The sequence below is a fragment of the Ascidiaceihabitans sp. genome, from assembly GCF_039986515.1.
GTDB lineage: Bacteria > Pseudomonadota > Alphaproteobacteria > Rhodobacterales > Rhodobacteraceae > Ascidiaceihabitans.
Window position 1 is genome coordinate 112,098 of record NZ_JBDWQO010000003.1, and the last position, 20,576, is coordinate 132,673.

General features: G+C 55.6%; 23 protein-coding genes and 1 pseudogene. 4 read left to right on the top strand and 20 right to left on the bottom strand.

The features are described from left to right. Positions 1 to 10: 10 nt before the first annotated feature. The 5 genes from nusA to pip form a co-directional block, all read right to left on the bottom strand. Positions 11 to 1,633, bottom strand: coding sequence for a transcription termination factor NusA (nusA, locus tag ABJL60_RS00915; RefSeq protein WP_348291719.1), 1,623 nt, complete (start codon positions 1,631 to 1,633; stop codon positions 11 to 13). Further along, positions 1,633 to 2,217 (bottom strand): ribosome maturation factor RimP, encoded by a 585-nt coding sequence (gene rimP, locus ABJL60_RS00920; RefSeq protein ID WP_348291758.1) that lies wholly within the window; start codon positions 2,215 to 2,217, stop codon positions 1,633 to 1,635. The genes nusA and rimP overlap by 1 nt, the downstream gene beginning before the upstream one ends. A 143-nt stretch (positions 2,218 to 2,360) precedes the next feature. Then, entirely contained in the window at positions 2,361 to 2,579 is a 219-nt protein-coding gene (locus tag ABJL60_RS00925) for a DUF2805 domain-containing protein (RefSeq protein WP_348373412.1), read from the bottom strand. Between the two features lie 36 nt (positions 2,580 to 2,615). Next, positions 2,616 to 3,455 (bottom strand): ABC transporter substrate-binding protein, encoded by an 840-nt coding sequence (locus ABJL60_RS00930; RefSeq protein WP_348373413.1) that lies wholly within the window; start codon positions 3,453 to 3,455, stop codon positions 2,616 to 2,618. After that, positions 3,452 to 4,423, bottom strand: a complete 972-nt coding sequence (pip, locus tag ABJL60_RS00935; RefSeq protein ID WP_348291725.1) for a prolyl aminopeptidase — start codon at positions 4,421 to 4,423, stop codon at positions 3,452 to 3,454. The genes ABJL60_RS00930 and pip overlap by 4 nt, the downstream gene beginning before the upstream one ends. Before the next feature lie 49 nt (positions 4,424 to 4,472). Here pip and ubiG point away from each other — a divergent pair, with 49 nt between their 5' ends. Beyond that, positions 4,473 to 5,225, top strand: coding sequence for a bifunctional 2-polyprenyl-6-hydroxyphenol methylase/3-demethylubiquinol 3-O-methyltransferase UbiG (gene ubiG, locus ABJL60_RS00940; protein WP_348373414.1), 753 nt, complete (start codon positions 4,473 to 4,475; stop codon positions 5,223 to 5,225). A 212-nt stretch (positions 5,226 to 5,437) separates the two neighbouring features. On the opposite strand, the gene ABJL60_RS00945 is transcribed toward ubiG, so the two are convergent. Genes ABJL60_RS00945 through ABJL60_RS00965 form a run of 5 tightly spaced genes read right to left on the bottom strand, consistent with a single transcriptional unit; the run spans position 5,438 to position 7,982 of the window. After that, positions 5,438 to 5,638, bottom strand: a complete 201-nt coding sequence (locus ABJL60_RS00945; RefSeq protein WP_348373415.1) for a hypothetical protein — start codon at positions 5,636 to 5,638, stop codon at positions 5,438 to 5,440. Between the two features lie 30 nt (positions 5,639 to 5,668). Next, positions 5,669 to 6,103 (bottom strand): MarR family winged helix-turn-helix transcriptional regulator, encoded by a 435-nt coding sequence (locus tag ABJL60_RS00950; RefSeq protein WP_108826784.1) that lies wholly within the window; start codon positions 6,101 to 6,103, stop codon positions 5,669 to 5,671. Between the two features lie 13 nt (positions 6,104 to 6,116). Then, positions 6,117 to 6,950, bottom strand: a complete 834-nt coding sequence (locus ABJL60_RS00955; RefSeq protein WP_348373416.1) for a carbon-nitrogen hydrolase family protein — start codon at positions 6,948 to 6,950, stop codon at positions 6,117 to 6,119. Next, complete coding sequence (gene grxC / locus ABJL60_RS00960) at positions 6,947 to 7,204, bottom strand: glutaredoxin 3 (RefSeq protein ID WP_348373417.1); 258 nt, start codon at positions 7,202 to 7,204, stop codon at positions 6,947 to 6,949. Before grxC ends, ABJL60_RS00955 begins: the two co-directional genes overlap by 4 nt. A gap of 37 nt (positions 7,205 to 7,241) precedes the next feature. Then, positions 7,242 to 7,982, bottom strand: coding sequence for a ComF family protein (locus ABJL60_RS00965; RefSeq protein WP_348373418.1), 741 nt, complete (start codon positions 7,980 to 7,982; stop codon positions 7,242 to 7,244). A 14-nt stretch (positions 7,983 to 7,996) separates the two neighbouring features. Here ABJL60_RS00965 and ABJL60_RS00970 point away from each other — a divergent pair, with 14 nt between their 5' ends. Both ABJL60_RS00970 and hemH read left to right on the top strand, forming a co-directional pair. Beyond that, positions 7,997 to 8,815, top strand: coding sequence for an SAM-dependent methyltransferase (locus ABJL60_RS00970; RefSeq protein WP_348291760.1), 819 nt, complete (start codon positions 7,997 to 7,999; stop codon positions 8,813 to 8,815). A gap of 53 nt (positions 8,816 to 8,868) precedes the next feature. After that, on the top strand, positions 8,869 to 9,927 hold the full coding sequence (gene hemH / locus ABJL60_RS00975) for a ferrochelatase (RefSeq protein WP_348373419.1): 1,059 nt from the start codon (positions 8,869 to 8,871) through the stop codon (positions 9,925 to 9,927). 62 nt (positions 9,928 to 9,989) lie between these two features. Here hemH and ABJL60_RS00980 read toward each other — a convergent pair whose 3' ends face one another. From ABJL60_RS00980 to ABJL60_RS00990, 3 genes are all read right to left on the bottom strand, one after another. Beyond that, positions 9,990 to 10,169 carry a hypothetical protein gene (locus ABJL60_RS00980; protein WP_348291741.1) on the bottom strand — a complete coding sequence of 60 codons (180 nt, stop codon included), beginning with the start codon at positions 10,167 to 10,169 and terminating at the stop codon, positions 9,990 to 9,992. A 180-nt stretch (positions 10,170 to 10,349) separates the two neighbouring features. Next, positions 10,350 to 10,529: a hypothetical protein gene (locus ABJL60_RS00985; protein ID WP_348291743.1), complete on the bottom strand. Its 180-nt coding sequence runs from the start codon at positions 10,527 to 10,529 to the stop codon at positions 10,350 to 10,352. Positions 10,530 to 10,668: 139 nt separating this feature from the next. After that, positions 10,669 to 11,265, bottom strand: coding sequence for a L,D-transpeptidase (locus ABJL60_RS00990; RefSeq protein WP_348291745.1), 597 nt, complete (start codon positions 11,263 to 11,265; stop codon positions 10,669 to 10,671). A 170-nt stretch (positions 11,266 to 11,435) separates the two neighbouring features. Here ABJL60_RS00990 and ABJL60_RS00995 point away from each other — a divergent pair. After that, positions 11,436 to 11,939, top strand: a pseudogene (locus ABJL60_RS00995) (CAP domain-containing protein); the annotation flags it as partial. A 149-nt stretch (positions 11,940 to 12,088) separates the two neighbouring features. Here ABJL60_RS00995 and ABJL60_RS01000 read toward each other — a convergent pair. The 7 genes from ABJL60_RS01000 to ABJL60_RS01030 form a co-directional block, all read right to left on the bottom strand. Then, complete coding sequence (locus tag ABJL60_RS01000; protein ID WP_348373420.1) at positions 12,089 to 12,589, bottom strand: L,D-transpeptidase family protein; 501 nt, start codon at positions 12,587 to 12,589, stop codon at positions 12,089 to 12,091. Positions 12,590 to 12,687: 98 nt separating this feature from the next. Further along, a complete protein-coding gene (locus ABJL60_RS01005) occupies positions 12,688 to 13,905 on the bottom strand; it encodes a class I SAM-dependent RNA methyltransferase (RefSeq protein ID WP_348373421.1) in 1,218 nt (405 codons plus the stop codon). 38 nt (positions 13,906 to 13,943) lie between these two features. Continuing rightward, positions 13,944 to 15,782: an ABC transporter ATP-binding protein gene (locus ABJL60_RS01010; RefSeq protein WP_348373527.1), complete on the bottom strand. Its 1,839-nt coding sequence runs from the start codon at positions 15,780 to 15,782 to the stop codon at positions 13,944 to 13,946. Then, the gene (locus ABJL60_RS01015; RefSeq protein ID WP_348285230.1) at positions 15,782 to 17,620 is read right to left on the bottom strand and encodes an ABC transporter ATP-binding protein; all 1,839 of its coding nucleotides are present in this window, start codon (positions 17,618 to 17,620) and stop codon (positions 15,782 to 15,784) included. Before ABJL60_RS01015 ends, ABJL60_RS01010 begins: the two co-directional genes overlap by 1 nt. A gap of 164 nt (positions 17,621 to 17,784) precedes the next feature. After that, positions 17,785 to 18,939, bottom strand: a complete 1,155-nt coding sequence (locus ABJL60_RS01020; RefSeq protein ID WP_348285231.1) for a CCA tRNA nucleotidyltransferase — start codon at positions 18,937 to 18,939, stop codon at positions 17,785 to 17,787. Continuing rightward, entirely contained in the window at positions 18,936 to 19,529 is a 594-nt protein-coding gene (locus ABJL60_RS01025; RefSeq protein ID WP_348373422.1) for a CoA pyrophosphatase, read from the bottom strand. The genes ABJL60_RS01020 and ABJL60_RS01025 overlap by 4 nt, the downstream gene beginning before the upstream one ends. Then, complete coding sequence (locus ABJL60_RS01030; protein WP_348285233.1) at positions 19,522 to 20,508, bottom strand: Hsp33 family molecular chaperone HslO; 987 nt, start codon at positions 20,506 to 20,508, stop codon at positions 19,522 to 19,524. Before ABJL60_RS01030 ends, ABJL60_RS01025 begins: the two co-directional genes overlap by 8 nt. Between the last annotated feature and the right edge of the window lie 68 nt (positions 20,509 to 20,576).

Below are 20,576 nucleotides of genomic sequence, written 5' to 3' on the forward strand. Positions count from 1 at the left end.
AGGCCTGAAATCAGGCCTCAGCTTCCTCAGAGGTTGCTTCGCCGTCTTCGTCGTCTTCTGCCATTGCTTCCAATTCAGCCGGATCAACCCAACCCAAAGACACACGTGCAATCATAATCATCGCCTGTGCTTCTTCCAGATCAACGCCGAAGGGCTCCAGAACACCATCGTCTTTGATGCGTTCGCCTTTTTCGGTGGTCCAACCGCCAGCCAGTTCCCAGTCCGCGCATGTCGCGAAATCTTCCAGCGTTTTCACGTCGTCTTTCGCAAGCGCTTCAATCATCTGGGGTGTCAGCCCATCGAATTCAACCAAGCTGTCTTCAACGCCCAGCGCACGGGCCGCATCAAGTGCCGCTTTGTTTTGCGCTTCGATCACGTCACGCGCACGGGCTTGCAATTCGCCAGCCGTACCTTCGTCGACGCCATCGATGACCAAAAGTTCGTCCACTTCGACGTATGCGACTTCTTCAAGGTTGGTAAAGCCTTCCGCGACCAGCAGTTGCGCAAAGAATTCGTCCAGATCCAAGTTGTCCATGAACAGCTTGGTGCGCAGTTCGAATTCTTTCTGACGGCGCGCTGATTCTTCGGCCTCTGTCATAATGTCGATATCAAGGCCCGTCAGTTGCGATGCAAGACGCACGTTCTGGCCACGACGCCCAATCGCGAGAGACAGCTGTTCCTCAGGCACAACAACTTCGATCTTGCCAGCTTCTTCGTCCAGAACAACCTTGGAGACCTCAGCAGGCTGCAACGCATTGACCAAGAAAGTAGGCTGATCATCGTTCCAAGGAATGATGTCGATCTTTTCGCCCTGCAATTCGTTCACAACGGCCTGCACGCGGCTGCCGCGCATACCAACGCAAGCGCCCACTGGGTCGATGGACCCGTCATAGGAAATCACAGCAATCTTCGCGCGTGAACCGGGGTCACGGGCAACGGCCTTGATGTCGATGATACCGTCGTAGATTTCCGGCACTTCCATCTTGAACAGTTCGGCCATGAATTCGGGTGCCGTCCGCGACAGGAAGATTTGCGGCCCACGCTGTTCGCGACGCACGTCTTTGATGAACACGCGAATACGATCGTTCGGGCGGTAGGATTCGCGGCCGATTTTCTCGTTGCGGCGCAGGATACCTTCGCCGGGGTTCATGTCGACGATGACGTTGCCGTATTCCTCGCGCTTGACCACGCAGTTGATGATGGTGCCGATGCGGTCTTTGAATTCTTCGAACTGCTTGTCACGCTCGGCTTCGCGGACCTTTTGCAAGATCACCTGCTTTGCAGATTGCGCGGCGATGCGGCCCATTTCAACGGGGGGCACTTCTTCGATGAATTCTTGGCCCACTTCAGGATCGGCCATGTACTGCTTGGCTTGCTCAACGGTGAATTCGGACTGGTAGTTTTCCAATTCCTCGTCTTCCACCACAGTGCGCACGCGCGTGAATTTGGCACGACCCGTTTTGCGGTCGATGGCGACACGAATGTCCATTTCCGCGCCGTAGCGGGATTTCGCAGCACGGGCGAGCGATTCTTCCATCGCCTCGATCACCAACACAGGGTCGATCATCTTTTCGCGGGCGACTGCCTCGGCGGTTTGCAACAGCTCAAGCTGGTTTGCAGATGTAATGGCCATCAGTTTTCTCCTCCATCGGACGGTTCTTCCGTCTCGATCTCATCAAACTCGTCTTCATTGATAGTTCCAGCAGCTTTGCGCTGGCGTAGCATTTCTTTAATCAACTCGTCGGTCAAAACCAGCTTGGCGTCTGACAACCAGTCAAATTGCAAACCAACAGTGCCTTCTTCGATGTTGATCAGCACTTCGTTGCCCTCAACGCCTGCCAGCTCGCCCTTAAAGCGGCGGCGACCGTCGATCAGCTCGTCTGTTTCGATCTTTGCCTCGTAACCTTCGAAGTTTTCAAAGTCCTTCAAGCGCGTCAAAGGGCGGTCGATGCCGGGGCTGGACACTTCCAGCGCATATTCATCCAGGATCGGGTCTTCGACATCCAGCGTCGCACCAATGGCTTGGGAAATCTTCGCGCAATCATCGACCTCAATGCCGCCTTCGGGCTTGTCGGCCATGACCTGCAATGTGGTTGCTTTGCCAGACATCAAACGAATGCGCACCAATTCGTAACCCATGTCTTCAATGACTGGGGTTACGATTTCAGCCAAACGGCGATCAATGGCAGCTTTGGCAATCAGGGTATTTGGGGGCAGGTCGTTCAAGGTATCTCCAGGTTCTGTTCAGGCACAAAAAAACGGGCGCGCGGCCCGTTGATGTATCCGGTGGGCGTTGGGTTTGGACCCCGACGCGCCGCTGTTGAAAGCGATATAGCCAGTTGGACCCGAGTCTGCAAGCCTCACTTGTAATTCTCGCGCCGGTCAGAAAATTTACGCACCCTTTTGCGCCATGCACGGTAGCTGCCCGCCCGTAGATTTTCACGCATCAGGGCTTTTACTTCGGCCTCGGACAGCCCGTATTCCAGCTTGATGTCTGCAAAGCTGATGTGATCGGACAGGGCCATCTCAATGACGGCACTGACATGATCTTGGGACAATTTTTGAGTTGAGGTTTTCATACTGGCCCAGATAAGACGGCCCAGCCCTGCGTCAACTTACGCTTTCCACCACCGCCGCGCCATCGCAAGGTTGTCCAATGGCCAAGCTGTGCCAACAGACGCAGGCACGGCCACCGAGCGATGCGCGATTTGTTGCGCTTGATGCTCTGACGGTAAGAACTGGAATTCTGCGGGATCGGCGTAAGCGTCTAGGGTCGTGACATCCGCCACATCCACAAGGCCATCCCGCAACGCTTCGCCACGCACGGTATGGGACGGAATCGACACGATTTCGACCTCATCGAACCAGCCTTCGGTGCCGTCTTTGCGGTGCACGGCCACACGCGATCCGATAAACTGGCGACCCGCATCGAATTTGCGCACAGCATAAAGCCCCGTGCCAATCCCTGCCGCTTGACGGTCGGCTTCGGCAGGCAGGATCGCAAATCGCGGATCCGCCAGTTGGAATGGCAAGTTGGGGTTCGGATCACCGAGGGCTATCTGAAAAGCGCCTGCCCCCAGATCAACCACATCCGCCTTTAGGGACGCCGCAATATCGGCGGGACGCAAAGGCACGCCGTCATGAAACATCACATCTTGCGCCAATTCAAAGCGCCACGTCGTGCCACCATCGTTAGACGCCCATGCCTGCGCAATATTGCCACGCAACGTACCGTCTGCTGCAATCTCGGTCAGGGTTTCAAACACAGCGCCCCGTGCGGCTTGCATGAAAAGGCCCGATGTCGTTGTCCAATCGTCCGCACGGTCAGCGCCGGACAATGCAGCCATCATCCGACCCCCGCGTTTCGGGGATGGTCCCGCAAACACACCCGTGGCCGCCAGCAAAGCAGCAGCTGCACCTGATGTAAATAATACGCGGCGGTCCAAACGGGTCAATGTCCTGCAATCCTGTCCATGGTGCGCACCAGTTCGGCGCTGATGCCCGGCTCTGACAAGGCGTGCCCTGCATTGCGCACCATCACCAGATCACTTGCAGGCCAGACCTGCGAAATGGCGTAGGCGCTGTCGGGGGGACAGATCATATCGTAGCGGCCCTGCACGATGGTGCCGGGAATATGCGCAATCTTATGCATGTTGGCCAGAATTTGACCGTCTTCCTCCAGGAAAGCCGCATTGATGAAATAGTGATTCTCGAGACGGGCAAAGGCACGGGCATATTCGCCAGGGGCCTCGCCGCCATTGCCGTTGGAATGGATGGACGCCAGCGCGTTTTCCCATGAAGACCACGCACGGGCATACCGCGTCTCAATCGGCAGATCACCGGAAAACAGGCGCTTGTGATACGCCCCGATCAAATCGTCACGTTCATCTGCGGGAATCAGTTTCACGAACTTGTCCCAGACCTCGGGCCAGAATTTCCCGGCACCGCCGCCATAGAACCAATCCAGTTCGGCTTGCGTGGCAAGGAACACACCGCGCAAGACAATCTGCATGGTGCGGTCGGGATGCGTTTGGGCGTAGACCAGCGACAATGTCGCCCCCCAAGAGCCGCCAAAGACTATCCACGCCTCGATGTCCAAGGCCTCGCGGATGGCTTCAATGTCCGCCACCAAATGCCATGTGGTGTTGTTTTTCACCGACGCATGGGGGCGCGAACGGCCACACCCACGCTGATCGAAAAGAATCACACGGTACACGGCCGGATCGAAATACCGCCGCATCGCGGGGCTGCATCCGCCACCGGGACCACCATGCAACACCACCACAGGGATGCCCTGAGGGTTGCCGCATTGCTCAACGTAAATGCGGTGGCTGTCGCCCACATCCATCATACGCTGATCAAACGGGTCAATCGGCGGGTACAGATATTGCACTGCGCGTTTTTGGTCGGTGTGCTTGTCCATTAAGGGCCCTATATAGGTCGATAAGTTACATGAGCACATGGAGATCAGAATGCAAGCGCATCAAAGCACCGTGGACCCCTCTGAAATCGCCAAGTTTGAAGCGATGGCAGCTGAATGGTGGGATCCGAATGGAAAATTCAAACCGTTGCACATGCTCAACCCGTGCCGGTTGGACTATATCACAAACCAGATCGCAGGGGAATTCGACCGTGATTTGACACAAGAACACCCGTTCGCAGGTCTGCGCGTTCTGGACATTGGCTGCGGGGGCGGGCTTTTGTCGGAACCCATGGCCCGGTTGGGCGCCGAAATCGTGGGGGTGGATGCCGCAGAACGCAACATTCCCGTGGCGCAAGCCCATGCCGCGCAATCGGGCCTGGACATCGATTACCGCTTTACCACAGCCGAAGACATGGCCGCGGCCGGCGAACAGTTCGACGTGGTGATGAATATGGAAGTGGTCGAACACGTGGCCGATCCGCTGGCCTATCTGACGGCGTGTCAGCATCTGTTGAAACCGGGCGGGCTACAAATTTGTTCGACGCTGAACCGCAACCCCAAATCCTACGTCTTTGCCATCATCGGGGCGGAACACGTTATGCGCTGGCTGCCAAAAGGCACACATGAATGGAACAAGTTCATCACACCGGACGAGCTGTTCGATCTGTTGTCACAGTCGGGAATGGACCCCGTGGACCGTCAGGGGTTTGTCTTTAATCCGCTGACATGGGGCTGGCGTTTGTCTGATCGGGATTTAAGTGTGAATTATGTCACGGCAAGTGTGAAATCCAAAGAGGTATGACAAGGGGCGGCCGTCACTGGCAAAGCGCAGTGGCGGCTTCCGCAATAGGCAAGGCATTGCCATCGTGGCTGACCTATCCAGAGCGACTATTGGCAACACAGCTGTCGTGCGTTTTACGCCATCGCATAATCGTAAATCCTGACATTCGGTCTTGGCCTTAGGCATCTATGGCATTCAAACAGATGTGTACGGGACGCACAGTGCCCGGAATATCAAATGCGGTGGTGTCTTCGACATTTATGAAAGCTGTGTATCTTGATACAAAACCGCGCCTCATAGCTTTCCAGAACAGACACGGCCTTTGCCGGAAACACCAACGCCCAGATCCAGATCAAGGCCGACAAAAAGCCGAAAATATTCGTGCCTTTTTCGATAACCTGATAGCTGCGCGACCAAAAACTTCTTTCGGACATGAACGGCGCCCCTGTTCATACCATTTCACATTACGTCAGATGCTTCCGAATTTCACGCAAAATGGGTAGGGCTTCGCGCACCCTGTCTTCGCCCAGCGATTCCACGGCTTTGCTAACCATCGGCCCCATATCGCTTAGGGCTTGATCGCGAGCATTGCGTCCTGCTGGGCTGATCGCCACCATCTTGCGGCGCGCATCGTCCCAATCGGGACGAACGTGGATGTATCCCGCCCATTCAAGTTTTGCCAAAGTGTTGGTCATGGCACCGCGTGTGACATTGAACGTTTGCGCCAATTGCGCGGGCGAGCGTTCACCATCATGCCATGTCAGATGGTTGAGCACCGAGAAATGCGAGATTTCCATACCCTTGGGCAACACCCGTCCCAAGGCATTGCGAACGGTTTGATCCGCCGCCAGAACTTCGCTGAACAGCGAAATTGCCAGTGCATTTGTGTCTGCGCTCATGGGCCACACTTGGTTAGGGGCCGTTGAAGCTCCGCTCATTTTGTAAGGCAGGAACCTTAGCGCGGGCATCGGCCACATTGTTCATATCGAACTCAAATACATAAACACCGGGATCGGTGCCAGCATCAAGGATAACCTCACCCCAAGGCGAGACAACCAGTGAATGGCCATATGTGCTGCGTGTCTTGTCCGAGGTGCTTGGGTGCAACCCTGTCTGGGCGGGCGCCATCACAAAGCACCCTGTTTCGATCGCACGCGCCCGCAACAGACTGTGCCAATGCGCCGCACCCGTGGCAGGGGTAAAGGCAGAGGGATAGGTCAGGATTTGGGCACCACCCTGCGCCAAAGCGTTGGCCAAGAGCGGAAAGCGCATGTCATAGCAGATGGCCATGCCAATACCGCCAAACGGGGTTTGCGCCACCACAGCCTGCGTGCCGGGACGGTATCCTTCGCTTTCGCGCCACGTCTCGGTCGGGGACACATCCACATCGAACATGTGTATCTTGTCGTAATGCGCCACAATCGCGCCATCCGGCGAAATCAGGAATGACCGGTTGGCAAAGCGGCCATCCGGATCATCCGTTTTGATGCCAAGCGATCCGATCAACACCCAAATGCCATGCGTCTTTGCAGCGTCCCGCAAAGCAGCCAGCGTTAGATCATCGTCTTGATGGGACAAAACAGCGCTTTGGCGGGCGCGCGACACAGACAGACAATTGCTGACCTCAGGGGTCAAAACAAAATCAGCACCTTGCTTGGCGGCTGACGCGATGTATCCCTGCAACACAGCCAGATTGTGCCCCGGATCATCCGAGGCATTCATCTGCACCAAAGCGCCTGTCGTCATGCCGCCAACAACGCGTCGAGTTTGCCTGCCCGCTCCAATGCATAAAGGTCGTCACATCCGCCAACATGCATATCGCCCACAAAAATCTGCGGCACTGTGCGGCCGCCGTCGGCACGTTTGATCATCTCGGGCTTGCGATCGGGGTTGGCCAAAACGTCAACTTCTGAGAAAGCGACGCCCTTTTGGGTCAAAAGGCGTTTTGCTGCGTGACAAAAGCCGCACAGCGGCGACGTGTAAATTTCTACAGGCTTCATAGGTCGTGTCCTTGATCATATTCCATTTGACCCAGACTTAGGCATCTTTGACGACCCGCGCCAGTGCGACCACGCACACGTCACTGGCACCGGCATCGTAACACGCCTGTGTGGACGCGGCCAAAGTCGCCCCTGTCGTCATCACATCGTCCACCAACAAAACCGGACGACCCGCCATGCGGTGTCTGTGTTTGGGGTGTGGGGCGATGGCGTCTTGCAGGTGGCGGAACCGCGCATCGCGGGTCATGCCATCAAGGCTGCGGGTCCGCTTGAAGCGTTGCAACAGGTCGGGACAACACGGCACATCAAGGCGTTGCGCCATTGCATTGGCCAGCGCCGCAGACTGGTTGAACCGCCGCTTCAACAGCCGCGTCCAATGCAACGGCACCGGCGCGATCAAGGTGCGGGGTTCAAGAATATCGCGCACAGCGTTTGCCATCCAAAGACTGGCAGGATGCACGACCTCTTGGCGGTCACCGTGCTTTAGGGCAAGGATCATTTTGCGACCTGTTCCCTTGTAGATCAACGCCGCGCGACCCTTACGCCAAGGTCTTGCAATCGTTAAACAATCGTCACACTTTAGGGCCTCTCCCTGTGCGATATCTTCACCATCCAGAATGGGTGCGCCGCATCCGTCACAGGCGTTTGATCCAATAAATGCCACATCACGCCAACACGTTCCGCACAGACCGAAATCGCTGTCCACACGGTCACCGCATGTCAAACAGCGCGGCGGATAGACCAGCGCCAAGGTGGTTTGTAATGCGGGGTGTGCCATTCTATGTGTGCCTTATGTCGGGACCAAAACCACTTACTGATTCTATCGCGCTTACGCAGCGCCGGGCGCGAACCCAAGCGGACGCGATGTTCTTGCACGCAGCCGTGGCCGATGATCTTCAGGATCGCGCGGATATGGTTAACAGGACGTTTAATTCCGCAGCAGTGGTCAGCGGTTTCCCCAATCTGTGGCGCAAACTGATGCCAAACGCCCACAGCGTCGCGGACAAAGACGTGCTGGAGTTGGGCGTAGGCGCACACGACCTTGTGATCCACACACTTGCTTTGCACTGGGCAAATGACCCTGTGGGCCAGATCATTCAATGCAAACGCAGCCTGCAAAAAGACGGTCTGTTTCTGGCGGCCACCTTCGGGGGGCAAACTCTGCACGAATTGCGCGCCTGTCTGGGGCAGGCAGAGATCGAGACCAGCGGCGGATTGTCACCCCGCATCGCCCCCATGGGGGAACTGCGCGATTTGGGTGGTCTGCTACAAAGGGCTGGCTTTGCCTTACCTGTGGCAGACGTTTTGCCGTTGACAGTGAACTACCGCGATTTGTGGCATCTGATGCACGATTTGCGCCACATGGGCGAAGCCAACGCCTTGCAGGAACGTCTGCGTTTTCCGACACATCGTCGCGTTTTTGAACGTGCTGCAGAACTTTATGCACAGACCTACCCAACCCCTGAAGGCGGCATTGCTGCGACCTTTGAAATCGTGATGTTGACGGGCTGGGCCCCCGACGAAAGCCAACCCAAACCACTGCGCCCCGGATCAGCTGAAGCACGGTTGGCAGACGCGTTGGGGACCGACGAAAACAGGCTGCCAGATTGACCTGAGAGCAAAAGCGTTTATTTGAGCCATAACACCCATTGATCGGACCTATAATGCTCGACGCGACCCCTACCGCCACACGCCCAGCACACGCCGAAGCCGACCACCCCAAAGTGGCCGCCCCCCGTGTCGGCATTTTGCTCTCGAACCTCGGAACGCCAGACAACTATGACTATTGGTCAATGCGGCGCTATCTGAACGAATTTTTGTCAGATAAACGGGTCATCGATTATTCGGCCTGGATCTGGCAGCCTTTGTTGCAGCTGGTCATCTTGACGAAACGGCCGTTTTCATCGGGTGCGGCCTACAAATCGATCTGGAACGAAGAAGACGGCGAAAGCCCGTTAATGACGATCACAAAAGCACAGACCAAAAAGATCAAAGCCGAAATGCAAGAGCGCTACGGCGATCAGGTTATGGTCGATTTTTGCATGCGCTACGGTAACCCGTCGACCAAATCCAAAGTTCGGGCCATGACAGAGGCCGGATGCCAAAAGATCCTGTTCTTCCCGTTGTACCCCCATTACGCGGGCGCCACGTCAGCCACAGCCAACGATGAATTCTTTCGTGCCTTGATGAAGGAAAAATGGCAGCCGACGTCACGCACAGTCGAACCTTATTTTGCTGATGAAACCTACATTGACGCATTGGCACAATCCATCGAACGCGCCTACGCAAACCTTGAAACGCGCCCCGATATTCTGGTGTGTTCCTACCACGGCGTGCCGATCCGCTACTTGATGGAAGGCGATCCGTACCATTGCCAATGCCAGAAAACGACGCGCCTGTTGAAGGAACGTTTGGGTTGGGCAGACACCGAAATCAAAACCACCTTCCAATCGAAGTTCGGCCCTGAAGAATGGCTGCAACCCTACACCGTCGAGGAAGTCGCCCGTTTGGCCGAGGCTGGTAAAAAGAACATCGCGGTCTGTGCGCCAGCATTTTCCGCCGATTGCATCGAAACGCTGGAAGAGATCAACGAAGAGATCAAAGAAAGCTTTGAAGAGGCAGGCGGCGAACACTTCACCTATATCCCGTGCCTGAACGATGATGACGCCCATATCAAAGCGCTGTCTGGCGTGATCGATAAAAACCTTAAAGGGTGGCTATAGCGGCAAACGCAAAAGGGCGGCACGCTGCGGTACCGCCCAACGCAGAAACTGTAAGGGTCGCTTTAGTCGGCCAGTGCCGCTGCAACAACTGCCAGCAAGATCAGCGGCAGAACGATGCCACCGGAAGAAGAACCAGCTTCTTCGATAATGACAGGTGCTTCGATGATTGGATCAGCCGGTGCGCCAGCGAAAGCTGTGGATGCTGCGAATGTGACTGCAGTTGCAAGTGCGATTTTCTTCATTAGTCCCTCCAGATGGCAGAACCGGCAACAGCGCCGGACCGCTCTATTGTGTGTACAACAGTCTAAACGGCAAATGGTTCTCATGACAATTGGGTAAAATTCGATCAAACGCCCAAAACAGAACGCAAAAAAGGCGGAGCATTGCTGCACCGCCTTTTGATAGTCGAAATCGACTGTAGCTTAGTCTGCCAAAGCTGCTGCAACAACGGCAAGCAGGATCAATGGAAGAACGATGCCACCGGAAGAAGAACCAGCTTCTTCGATGATGACAGGTGCTTCGATGATTGGATCGGCAGGGGCGCCAGCAAAAGCTGTGGACGCTGCGGCTGTCAGAGCAGCTGCGAGTACGAATTTTTTCATTTTGACCTCCAGAAATAGCACATCAGCAACAGCGCCGATGCACACCCAAGACTTAACTTCGTGTCTGTTTCTAATCAGCAATTTGCGGTGATTGCAAATGCAGTTTAGACGGGAGACCGTCAGTCAAGCCCCAATGTCGTCAAATAAGCAACACTTGCGTGCCCACTTTGGCCATCTCGTACAGCTCTTCCACGTGTTCGTTGTAAAGCCCGATGCACCCGTTTGAAGACTTACGCCCGATCTTGCGTGTGTCATGCGTGCCGTGAATACGGTAGTACGTCCAGCTGAGGTGCATAGACCGTGTGCCAAGCGGGTTGTCCGAACCTGGCCCAATGTAGTCTGGCCATTCAGGGTTGCGCTTTTTCATCGACGGCGTCGGGCGCCAATCGGGTTTCGGGTCTTTCAGCACAACCTGCGTGCGGCCGCGGCGCGTCAGATCGTCGGTCAACGGGACACTGGAAGGGTACAGTTTGTAGATCGTTTGATCTTCGTTCCAGTAGTGCACGGCGCGGCTGTCGATATCGACCAGAATGGCACCCTTGCGCAGGTTCGTGAAATACGGCTGCCAGTCTAGCGTGCGAAAGCTGGAAATGTTGCGACGCACGGACAACGCCGGATCACGCTCTGCTTGACCGGCTGGAACGTTGCTTTGGGCCAGCGCAGGCGCACCGATCAGGGCGGCGGACCCCGCCAAAAAGGCGCGACGGGTCGGTGTTTCGAATAGCTTTTTGGACATTGAAGCCTCTCCATAGCTGATAAATACTGCTTTACCGACGCTTTTATTGCGCCAAAGACGCAGTCGCAAATCAAACAAGCGTCATTTCGCAGGCTCACGCCGATGTGCGTTTGAAATGCAACGCGGGCCACGCTATGCGGATATAACATGTTTTTTCAGTGGAGCCAAAAATGGTCAGATTAACCGCACTTATGACAGCCGCTGTGGTTGCACTTGCCGCTTGCCAGCCCGCAACACCAACGGCCGGTACAGATGGTAAGCCATTGTCAAAAGTATACAAAATTGGTCGAAACGATGCCGGAAAACTGCAATTCCGTATGCTTGATTCGGTCAATGCCTTGCGTCAGGCCCAAGGCGTGGCCCCGGTCACGCTTAATCCCAAGCTGAACGCGGCGGCCGCGACACATTCTCGTGATATGGCTGCACAAAACCGTCCGTGGCACTTCGGATCAGACGGTTCATCCCCCATCGACCGTGTTCAGCGCGTGGGATACACAGGCCAGCTTGTGGGTGAAAACATCTCTGAAAGCTACGAAACAGAGCTTGAAACACTAGGGGCTTGGATCGAACAGCCCGACACACGTCGCACCATCATGTCTACAAATGCACAAGACATGGGGTTTTCATGGCATCAGGAATCAAACGGTAAAATCTGGTGGACCATGATCATGGGCAACCCATCCAGCACGCCGCTGATTCCATCCGCGAACCCATCCGCATCACGTCTGGTGCCAGATCGGGTCGACAATCCCGAAGACACCGCAACAGACGATCAAGCGGAAACGATTGTCGGCACAACAGGATAAGGATCTAACGCCTGCAATCAGGCGTTGATCCGTATCGGCGTTCCGTTCTTCACCATGGCGTAGATTTTTTCCATCTCTTCGTTTGGAACGGCGATACACCCCCACGTCCAATCGTTTTTGCCAAGTTTCCAAGGCTTGGATTCGCCGTGGATAAAGATGTCGCCGCCCGGCGGCTTGCCCAACGCGCGGGCTTGGGCAATATCATGGGCGTTCGGATACGAGATACCCAAAGACAGATGGAATTTGCTGTTCGGGTTGCGGCGGTCAATCAGATAGGTGCCTTCAGGCGTTTTGCCGTCACCTTCATAGAATTTGTCGCCAATCGGGGCAAACCCCAAGTCGATCCTGTATTGCTTCATTATCTTTTGATTGTGCAACAAGAACATCTCGCGGGCGCCCTTGTTCACGATGACATATGTCACCTCAGGCCCGTTGTAGCGCTGGAACTTCGATTTGGTCGCACAACCAGCCAGCGCCAAAGCGGCTGTTCCGGTTGTAAGCAAATGCCTGCGTTTCATGTCAATCGTACTCTGCCCATACTCATTTTTCGCGTGTTTATCATCGAACCGCCATTTTTGGATAGAAAAAACACAGCGCGTCACCAATGTGTGATGGCTTAGGTCTTCACAAATCTGGACGCCAATTCAACATGCGATGACCAACGGAACTGGTCGACGGGTTGCACCCATTCCAAAACGTAGCCCGCGCCTGCCAATTGTGCGGCGTCACGCGCAAAGGTGACAGGGTTGCAAGATACATAGGCCAGAACCGGAACGTCGGCTTTCAATATCTCGGCCACTTGATCCGCGGCACCCGCCCGGGGCGGATCAAGAACCACAGCCTCAAAGCGCTTCAATTCATCAGGCAGCAACGGGCGCCGAAACAGATCGCGCACTTCATGCGTGATCGGCTTTAGGCCGGTCGCAAACCGCCATCCATGATCAAGGGCGGCGATCATGCCTTTGTCACCTTCAACGGCATGCACCTCTGAGCGTTCTGCCAGTGGCAGCGAAAATGTTCCGCACCCTGCAAAAAGATCCGCGACACGTTTCGCAGACCCCACTGCTTCACGCACCAACGTTTGCAGGGCATGTGCCCCGTGCGCGGTGGCTTGCAAAAACGTGCCTGCAGGTGGTGCAACAAACGCCGAACCGAACGCGTGGCGCGGCGGGGTGCGCATCGCGACCACCTCATCGCCCCATGTCAGACGCGTCAAACCCGTGGCATCACACAGCTGCGCCAAACCCGCGCGTAGCGGCCCGTCCAACGGTTTACCGCCCTGAACCGACACATCCAAACCATCCAAAGAAACCGTCACCGTCGCAGCCAATGGCGCCTTGCGGCTGGCCCCGATGATGGCCAATTCCTTAAGAATACCAAAAGACGCTTTGATCTTTGGGTCGATCAGCTGACATTCTGGCACTTCGACAAGTGTATCGCTGGCACGGCCATGAAACCCCACCATCGCACCACTTTTGGTGCGCTTGACTGCCAAAGTTGCGCGCTGTCGCGACTGGGCGGGCGATGTAATCGTCTCGCGGATGTCAGGCGATAAATCATGTGCAGACAAAGCATGGCGCACCACGTCTGCTTTCCATTGCGCCACGAAATCATCATTCGCATGCTGCAACTGGCATCCGCCGCATGCCTTGAAATGGCGACATGGTGCAGCGACACGATCCGAGGATGGCGTGACAATCCGCACATCCTTCAAAGCCGTTCCATCAACGGTGCCACTGACCAGTTCACCGGGCAATGTCATGGGCGCAAAGACAGGGCCTTCGGCAATTCCATCACCGTGATGGCCAAGGCGTATAATTTTATGTTCACTCATGGGCTGCGATTACAGCGCTATGCCCCAAGAAAAAAGGCCTATTGTGCAGCTTGCGTCCGAATGAAGCCGCCGGACTGTCGCTGCCAATAGCTGGCATACAGCCCGTCTTTGGCCAGCAATTCATCATGAGACCCCGCTTCGATGATGCGCCCTTGGTCCATAACGATGATGCGATCCATTTCCGTAAGCGTCGACAAACGGTGCGCAATGGCCAGAACCGTTTTGCCTTCCATCACCCGTTCAAGCGCAGTTTGAATGGAAGCTTCGACTTCGCTGTCCAGTGCACTTGTCGCTTCATCCAACACCAAAATCGGTGCGTCTTTGACAATGGCACGGGCCAAAGCAATGCGCTGGCGCTGGCCCCCCGACAATTTGACACCCCGTTCTCCCAGATGTGCCTGATATCCTTGCCGCCCTTTGTGGTCTTGCAAATCTTGAATGAACCCATGCGCTTCGGCCTTTTCCGCCGCCTCGATCAGGGCCGCTTCGTCCGCGTCGGGACGTCCATAAAGAATGTTTTCGCGCGCCGAACGGTTAAACATCGCCGTCTCTTGCGTGACCATGGCAATCGCACGGCGCAGGCTTTCTTGTGTCACTTGCCGTGTATCGGACCCGTCAATTTCTATACGCCCTTCTTCGGGATCATAAAGCCGCAACAAAAGCGATACCAACGTGGATTTGCCCGCGCCTGACGCACCCACGATGCCAAGCTTTTCACCCGGTTTGATTGTCAGATTGATGTCGGAAATGCCGCCTTTCTCACGCCCATACGCAAAGCTTAGGTTTTTCAACGCAATTTCACCCTGCGGCACCTGCAAGGCTTGGGCCCCATCAACATCGTCAACACGCACACGCGGGGTCAGGGTGCGCATCCCGTCCTCGATCTCGCCTATGTTGGCGTAGATCTGCATCAGCGTGAAGCTGACCCAACCCGTCATTTGTGCGATGCGAATGGACACGGCACCCGCCGCCACAATATCACCGGGCGTGGCTTGACCCGCTTGCCAGATCAAAACCGTGCCGCCCAGCATGATCACCGGCAACAGTCCCGCCAAGGTCATCAAGGCAAAGCGGAACGCCGCAGACAATCGCCCGAAACTAAGCGAGGTTTCACGAAACGTCTGCATCGCGCCCAGCGCTGCACGGTCTTCATGATCCGCGTGGGCAAACAGCTTTACGGTTTTGATGTTGGTGATCGTATCAACAACCTGCCCCGACACCATCGCCCGGGCCCCCGCCCGTTTGGCAGACCGCACACGCACACGCGGCAAGTACCAGTTGATCAGGGCGAAATACAGGATCAGCCAAACGCCAAATCCCAAGGCCACCCGCCAATCAATTGCCAGCAGCAAGATCACCGACCCCGCAAGCGACGCCAAGGCAAAAGCGACAACATTGATCACCTCGGACGCGACATCCGTAACGGCGCGTGCGCATTGCATCTGCTTTTGCGCGATGCGGCCCGCAAAGTCGTCATCGAAAAATGTGACGTTCTGGCCCAGCGTCCAACGGTGCAAGCGCGACAACACCAAAGGGTTCACATTGGGTTGCACGGTGATCGAATTGGACGCCGCCGACAGCCCGAAAGCCACGGGGCGGATCAGCAAAAAGAACGCAACAGCGGCAATGACAATCCACAGGTTTGAGCCCTCAAAGAAGCCGCTGGGGCCAAGCGCCGTGGCGTCAATGACCTTGCCGAGGATCAACGCGGTAACCGTTTCCATCGATCCCGCCAACGCAGACAAGAACGCGGCCAACCACAACGCGGGCCATGATCCCGCCAAGCACCAGCGCATGAATGCACCCAGTTCTTGTGGGGGTGGGCCATCGGCGGGCTGGAAGGAATTGATCCAATTGCCAATATCGGGGAAACGCATCATTCAGCAGCCTCTGTTTTCAGGAACCCGCCGGATTGGCGCGCCCAGAATTCAGCATATAGGCCATCTTGCGCCAAAAGCGCGTCATGATCGCCGTCTTCGACAATCTGTCCCCCATCCAGGACAAGAATGCGGTCCATCTGGGCGATGGTGGACAAACGGTGGGCAATCGCGATCACGGTTTTGCCCTGCATCATACCATAAAGCGTGTCCTGAATGGCGGCCTCGACTTCACTGTCCAAGGCACTGGTGGCTTCGTCCAGCAGCAAGATTGGCGCATTTTTCAAAACAACACGCGCCAGCGTCACACGCTGCCGTTGCCCACCCGACAGCTTGACGCCGCGTTCACCGACTTGCGCGTCATAGCCTTGACGCCCTTCGGGATCTTCCAGCCCAAGGATGAAATCATGCGCTTCGGCTTGTTTGGCCGCGGCAATGATATCTTCCTCAGTGGCGTCGGGTTTGCCATACAAAAGATTGTCACGCACCGACCGGTGCAACAAAGAGCTTTCCTGCTGCACCATACCGATGTTCAAACGCAGACTGTCTTGGGTGATTTTTGAAATATCCTGCCCGTCCATCAAGATTTGTCCGGCATCGGGATCATAAAAGCGCAGCAACAGCTTTACCAAGGTGGATTTGCCAGCGCCTGACCGCCCGATCAATCCTATTTTCTGACCAGGCTCAATCACCAGATCCATGGCTTCGATGCCACCCGTTTCTCGACCATAGTGGTGGGTCAGACCCCGCATTTCGATCCGGCCATTTTCCAATGCCAAAGGCTGTGCGTCCGGCACATCCACCAAAGTGATCGGTTGTGCGATGGTTTCCATCCCTTCGGCGACGACCCCAAGCTGACGGAAAAACGACGTCAGCGCCCACATAATCCAGCCTGTCATAGCGTTCAAACGCAAGGTCAGCGCAGTTGCCGCAGCAACAACACCGACGCTGGTAGACCCTTGAACCCAAAGCGCAATGGCCCAACCAACAACGCCAACAATCAACAAACCATTCAAGGACACCAACATCACATCCATCACGGTGAAGATGCGCATTTCCTTTTGAAAGGTCAGTCGCGTTTTCTCAATCGCGTCTTTTGCATAGTCGATTTCACGGTTGTGGTGGGCAAACATTTTGACGGAATGGATGTTGGAATAGGCGTCCACCACACGGCCCGTCACGGTAGACCGCGCATCAGACGCGGCTTGCGACGCAGGGCCTACACGTTTGACCGTCCACTTGATCAAAAGCGCGTACAGCACAAACCATCCAAGCAATGGAAGCAACAATCGGGGGTCCGAGGTGCTTAGTAAAATCGCGGCACCAATCATGTAGGCCAGCGAAAAGGAAATCGCGTCAAAAACTTGAAATACGACTTCTCCTGCCGCCGGCGGCGTTTGCATGATACGGTTGGCAATGCGCCCCGCAAAGTCGTTTTCAAACCAGCCCACGGATTGCCGCAACACATGCTTATGTGCGCGCCACCGGATCAGAGTGCCAAAGTTCGGCAAAATTGCGTTGTTCAAAAGCGCCACATCCAGTACCTGCAGCACGGGGCGCAGCACCAATATAAACACCGCCATAACGATGAATTCCGTGCCGTAGTCTGCCCACACCTGATCGGGTTCACCGCCCAGAACATCGACTACGCGACCCATGTAATAGATCAGGCCAACCTCAACCGCGGCCACAACAATCGACATGATCGCAGTTAGGATGAAAACAGTTTTGAACGGTTTTGAATATTCGCGCAAAAACGGCCACAGCTTTGTGGGCGGAGTGTCCGTTTCAGCATAGGACACGTAAGGGTCGACAAGGTTTTCGAAGAATTTAAACATCGGAAGAACGCCAGTATTTTAGGTAGAACATGTGTTGGATGATGATGCGATCAAGCCATCCAAAAGGGTTTGGTGCCGATCAAATACGGTGTAGCCAAATCCCACGATACATGTTGCAAACCTCCGGTGTTGTGCTTTTGTCATACGCCAGCTGTGCGCAAAAGTCACCCTAAAAGGTCATCCTTCGTTTTGGTGAAGCCAGACATGATCCAGTCATGCTTTAGGGCCTTCAAACGATCACCCAAAGCTTTGCCTTGAAAATCGGGTGTCAAATCGGCGGAAACGATTGGAAAAACCGCATCCACTCCTACCTGAACCTGCGTCGCGGTGTCCAATGCAGGCGGCGTTTCAAACAACGCCGAACGTAAGGCAACGATGCCCAGCGCGGTTTCCGCACCCTGTAAATACCCAAGTGCCGCAGGCGACTGGGTGCCAGACATGCCGTCTATCAAGACCGCCAAAGCGTTGGCTTGGGCTTTGGACAATCGCAAACGTCGCGGCATGTCCTCTCCGCCCAGAACCGCCAAGCGGCGAATGGGGTCTGGTGGCACGTCCAGCAGGGTTTCCATGTGAACCAAAGGCGCCAGCCAACGGTCATCTGCACCCGGCAATATCTGAAGCAAAACACCCGTTTGACGCATGGCCGCTACGGCCGGTGCCGGGTTTGGGGCGGACAGCAGTTTTAGAATTTCTGCGCCGACCCGTTCTGCTGACAACCGTTCCAACCCGTCAAGATTGGAGGCAATTGCATCCAAAGCGTCCGTATCAAACCCCGCATCCGCAGCAGCATACCATGCGACAAACCTAAAGTAGCGCAGGGTGCGCAGATAATCTTCGCGGATGCGAAGACTGGCATTTTCAATAAAGCGAACCCGACGGTGGGTCGCATCCAAAGCGCCCCCCAACGGATCAACAACGGTTCCATCGGGACGCGCATAAAGCGCATTCATGGTAAAGTCGCGCCGCCTGGCATCATCTTCTATACTGTCAGAAAATGTCACCACGGCACGCCTGCCATCGGTTTCAACATCGCGGCGAAAGGTTGTTATTTCATACGGCTCACCATCAGCCACAACCGTGACGGTGCCATGATCGATACCCGTCGGAATAGCTTTCAGCCCTGCGTCACGGGCCAGTTGCATAACCTTTTCGGGCCGTGCGTTGGTCGAAAGATCAATGTCGCTGATATCCTCCCCCATGACCGCGTTGCGCACACAGCCCCCGACAAAGAAAATGTCGAAGCCTGCGTTCTCTATGATCCCACAGACACTCTGTGTGACAGGATCGGCCAACCATTGCGTATCCGGCGCCAGTTTCATGGCATACGATCCGCCCAGGCCCGCAGCATCCGCGCGGTGGCGCCCCAAATGTAATACGGGCCAAACGGCACTGCGAAATAAGCACGGCGTTGACCACGCCAGCGTCGCGATTGCACCGCGAAACTGTCCACATTCAATACGTGAGACAGCGGGACAAAAAATACTTCTTCGACTTCGCCGGGTTCGGCAACGATGTCAAATTCGGCTGTGACCAATCCGATCACTGGCGTAACCTTGAACCCCGTTACTGTTTCATGGGGCGGCAAAATGCCAAGGACCTCGACCAGATCAGAGGGCAGGCCGATTTCCTCACGCGCTTCACGAAGAGCCGTCGCAATCAAGTCTGCATCCGTGTCATCCTGTTTGCCGCCCGGAAACGCAATCTGGCCCGGATGATGCTTCAGGGCCGACGACCGCTTGGTCAGGATCAGATAATACGTGCCACCCCGCACAATAATTGGGGCAAGAACACTTGCAGGACGCAAAACACGGCCATTAGGCTGCGTAAATTCAGGGTTAAGATCAAAATCAGATGATCCATCACCCCCATCCACAAGCGCCGCGCGTATCTGAGCAATCAGATCAGTCACGCGCGTCCTTTTCAGCCTCGAACCCTACGGTCGCGGGATCAAGATCGTAATGCGCCCCACAGAATTGGCAGTCTGCTGTGACGCGACCGTCTTCTGTTGTCATCGTCGCGATGTCACCCGCTGAATAGATGGACAGGCTTTGGCGCACGCGATCCTCGGAACATGTGCATCCAAAACGGATCGGTTGCGTGTCGTAGACGCGTGGCTGTTCTTCGTGGAACAGGCGCACCAACAAATCGTTGGGTGGCACGGTCGGGCCGATCAGCTCCATTTCTTCTACGGTGTCCATCAAGACATTCACGCGGTTCCAGTTTTCTTCCGCATCATGTTCCAGCAGGTCAGATGCTTGCAAAACGTCGCCAGACCCTTCCCCTTTCGCCATCAAAGGCGAGGCTTTGGGCATATGCTGAACCATAATGCCGCCGGCGCGCCAATGTTCAGACACACCCGGCTGCGTGGACTTGCCATAGCTTAGCGCGAAACGTGTCGGCAGCTGCTCGGACTGCGCAAAATAGGCCGCAGCACAGGCCGCCAGCGATCCACCATCCAACGGAGTAATGCCTTGGTACGGTTGCATCCCTTTGCCTTGGTCAATCATGATTGCGAAATACCCTTCCCCAATCTGGTCGAAGGGGGCAGCATCGGTCAGCAGGTCTGCGTCATAGGTGGCATAGGCGCGGATACGGGCAGGTTCGCCCTCTTTTTCGGGGCCGTAGTAATCGGTGGCAATCATACGCACCGCACCCTTGGCTTGCACCTGCAACGACAACTTCCAACGCAACTTGACAGTCTGGCCGATCAACGCAGTCAGCAACGCCATTTCCGCCACAAGCGCTTCAATGGCAGGTGGGTAATTGTGTTGCTTTAAAACGCCGTCCAGCACGCCGTCCAAACGGGCAACGCGGCCGCGAATGTCGGATGTATCAAGCTGAAATGGCAGGACGGTGTCGTCCCACGCGATCTGGTGTCCAAGGGTCATTGGGGTTTCCTTATGCGCCTCTGATTGGCATATCGGAGCTATATAGCATCGAAGTTCAAAACAAAAAG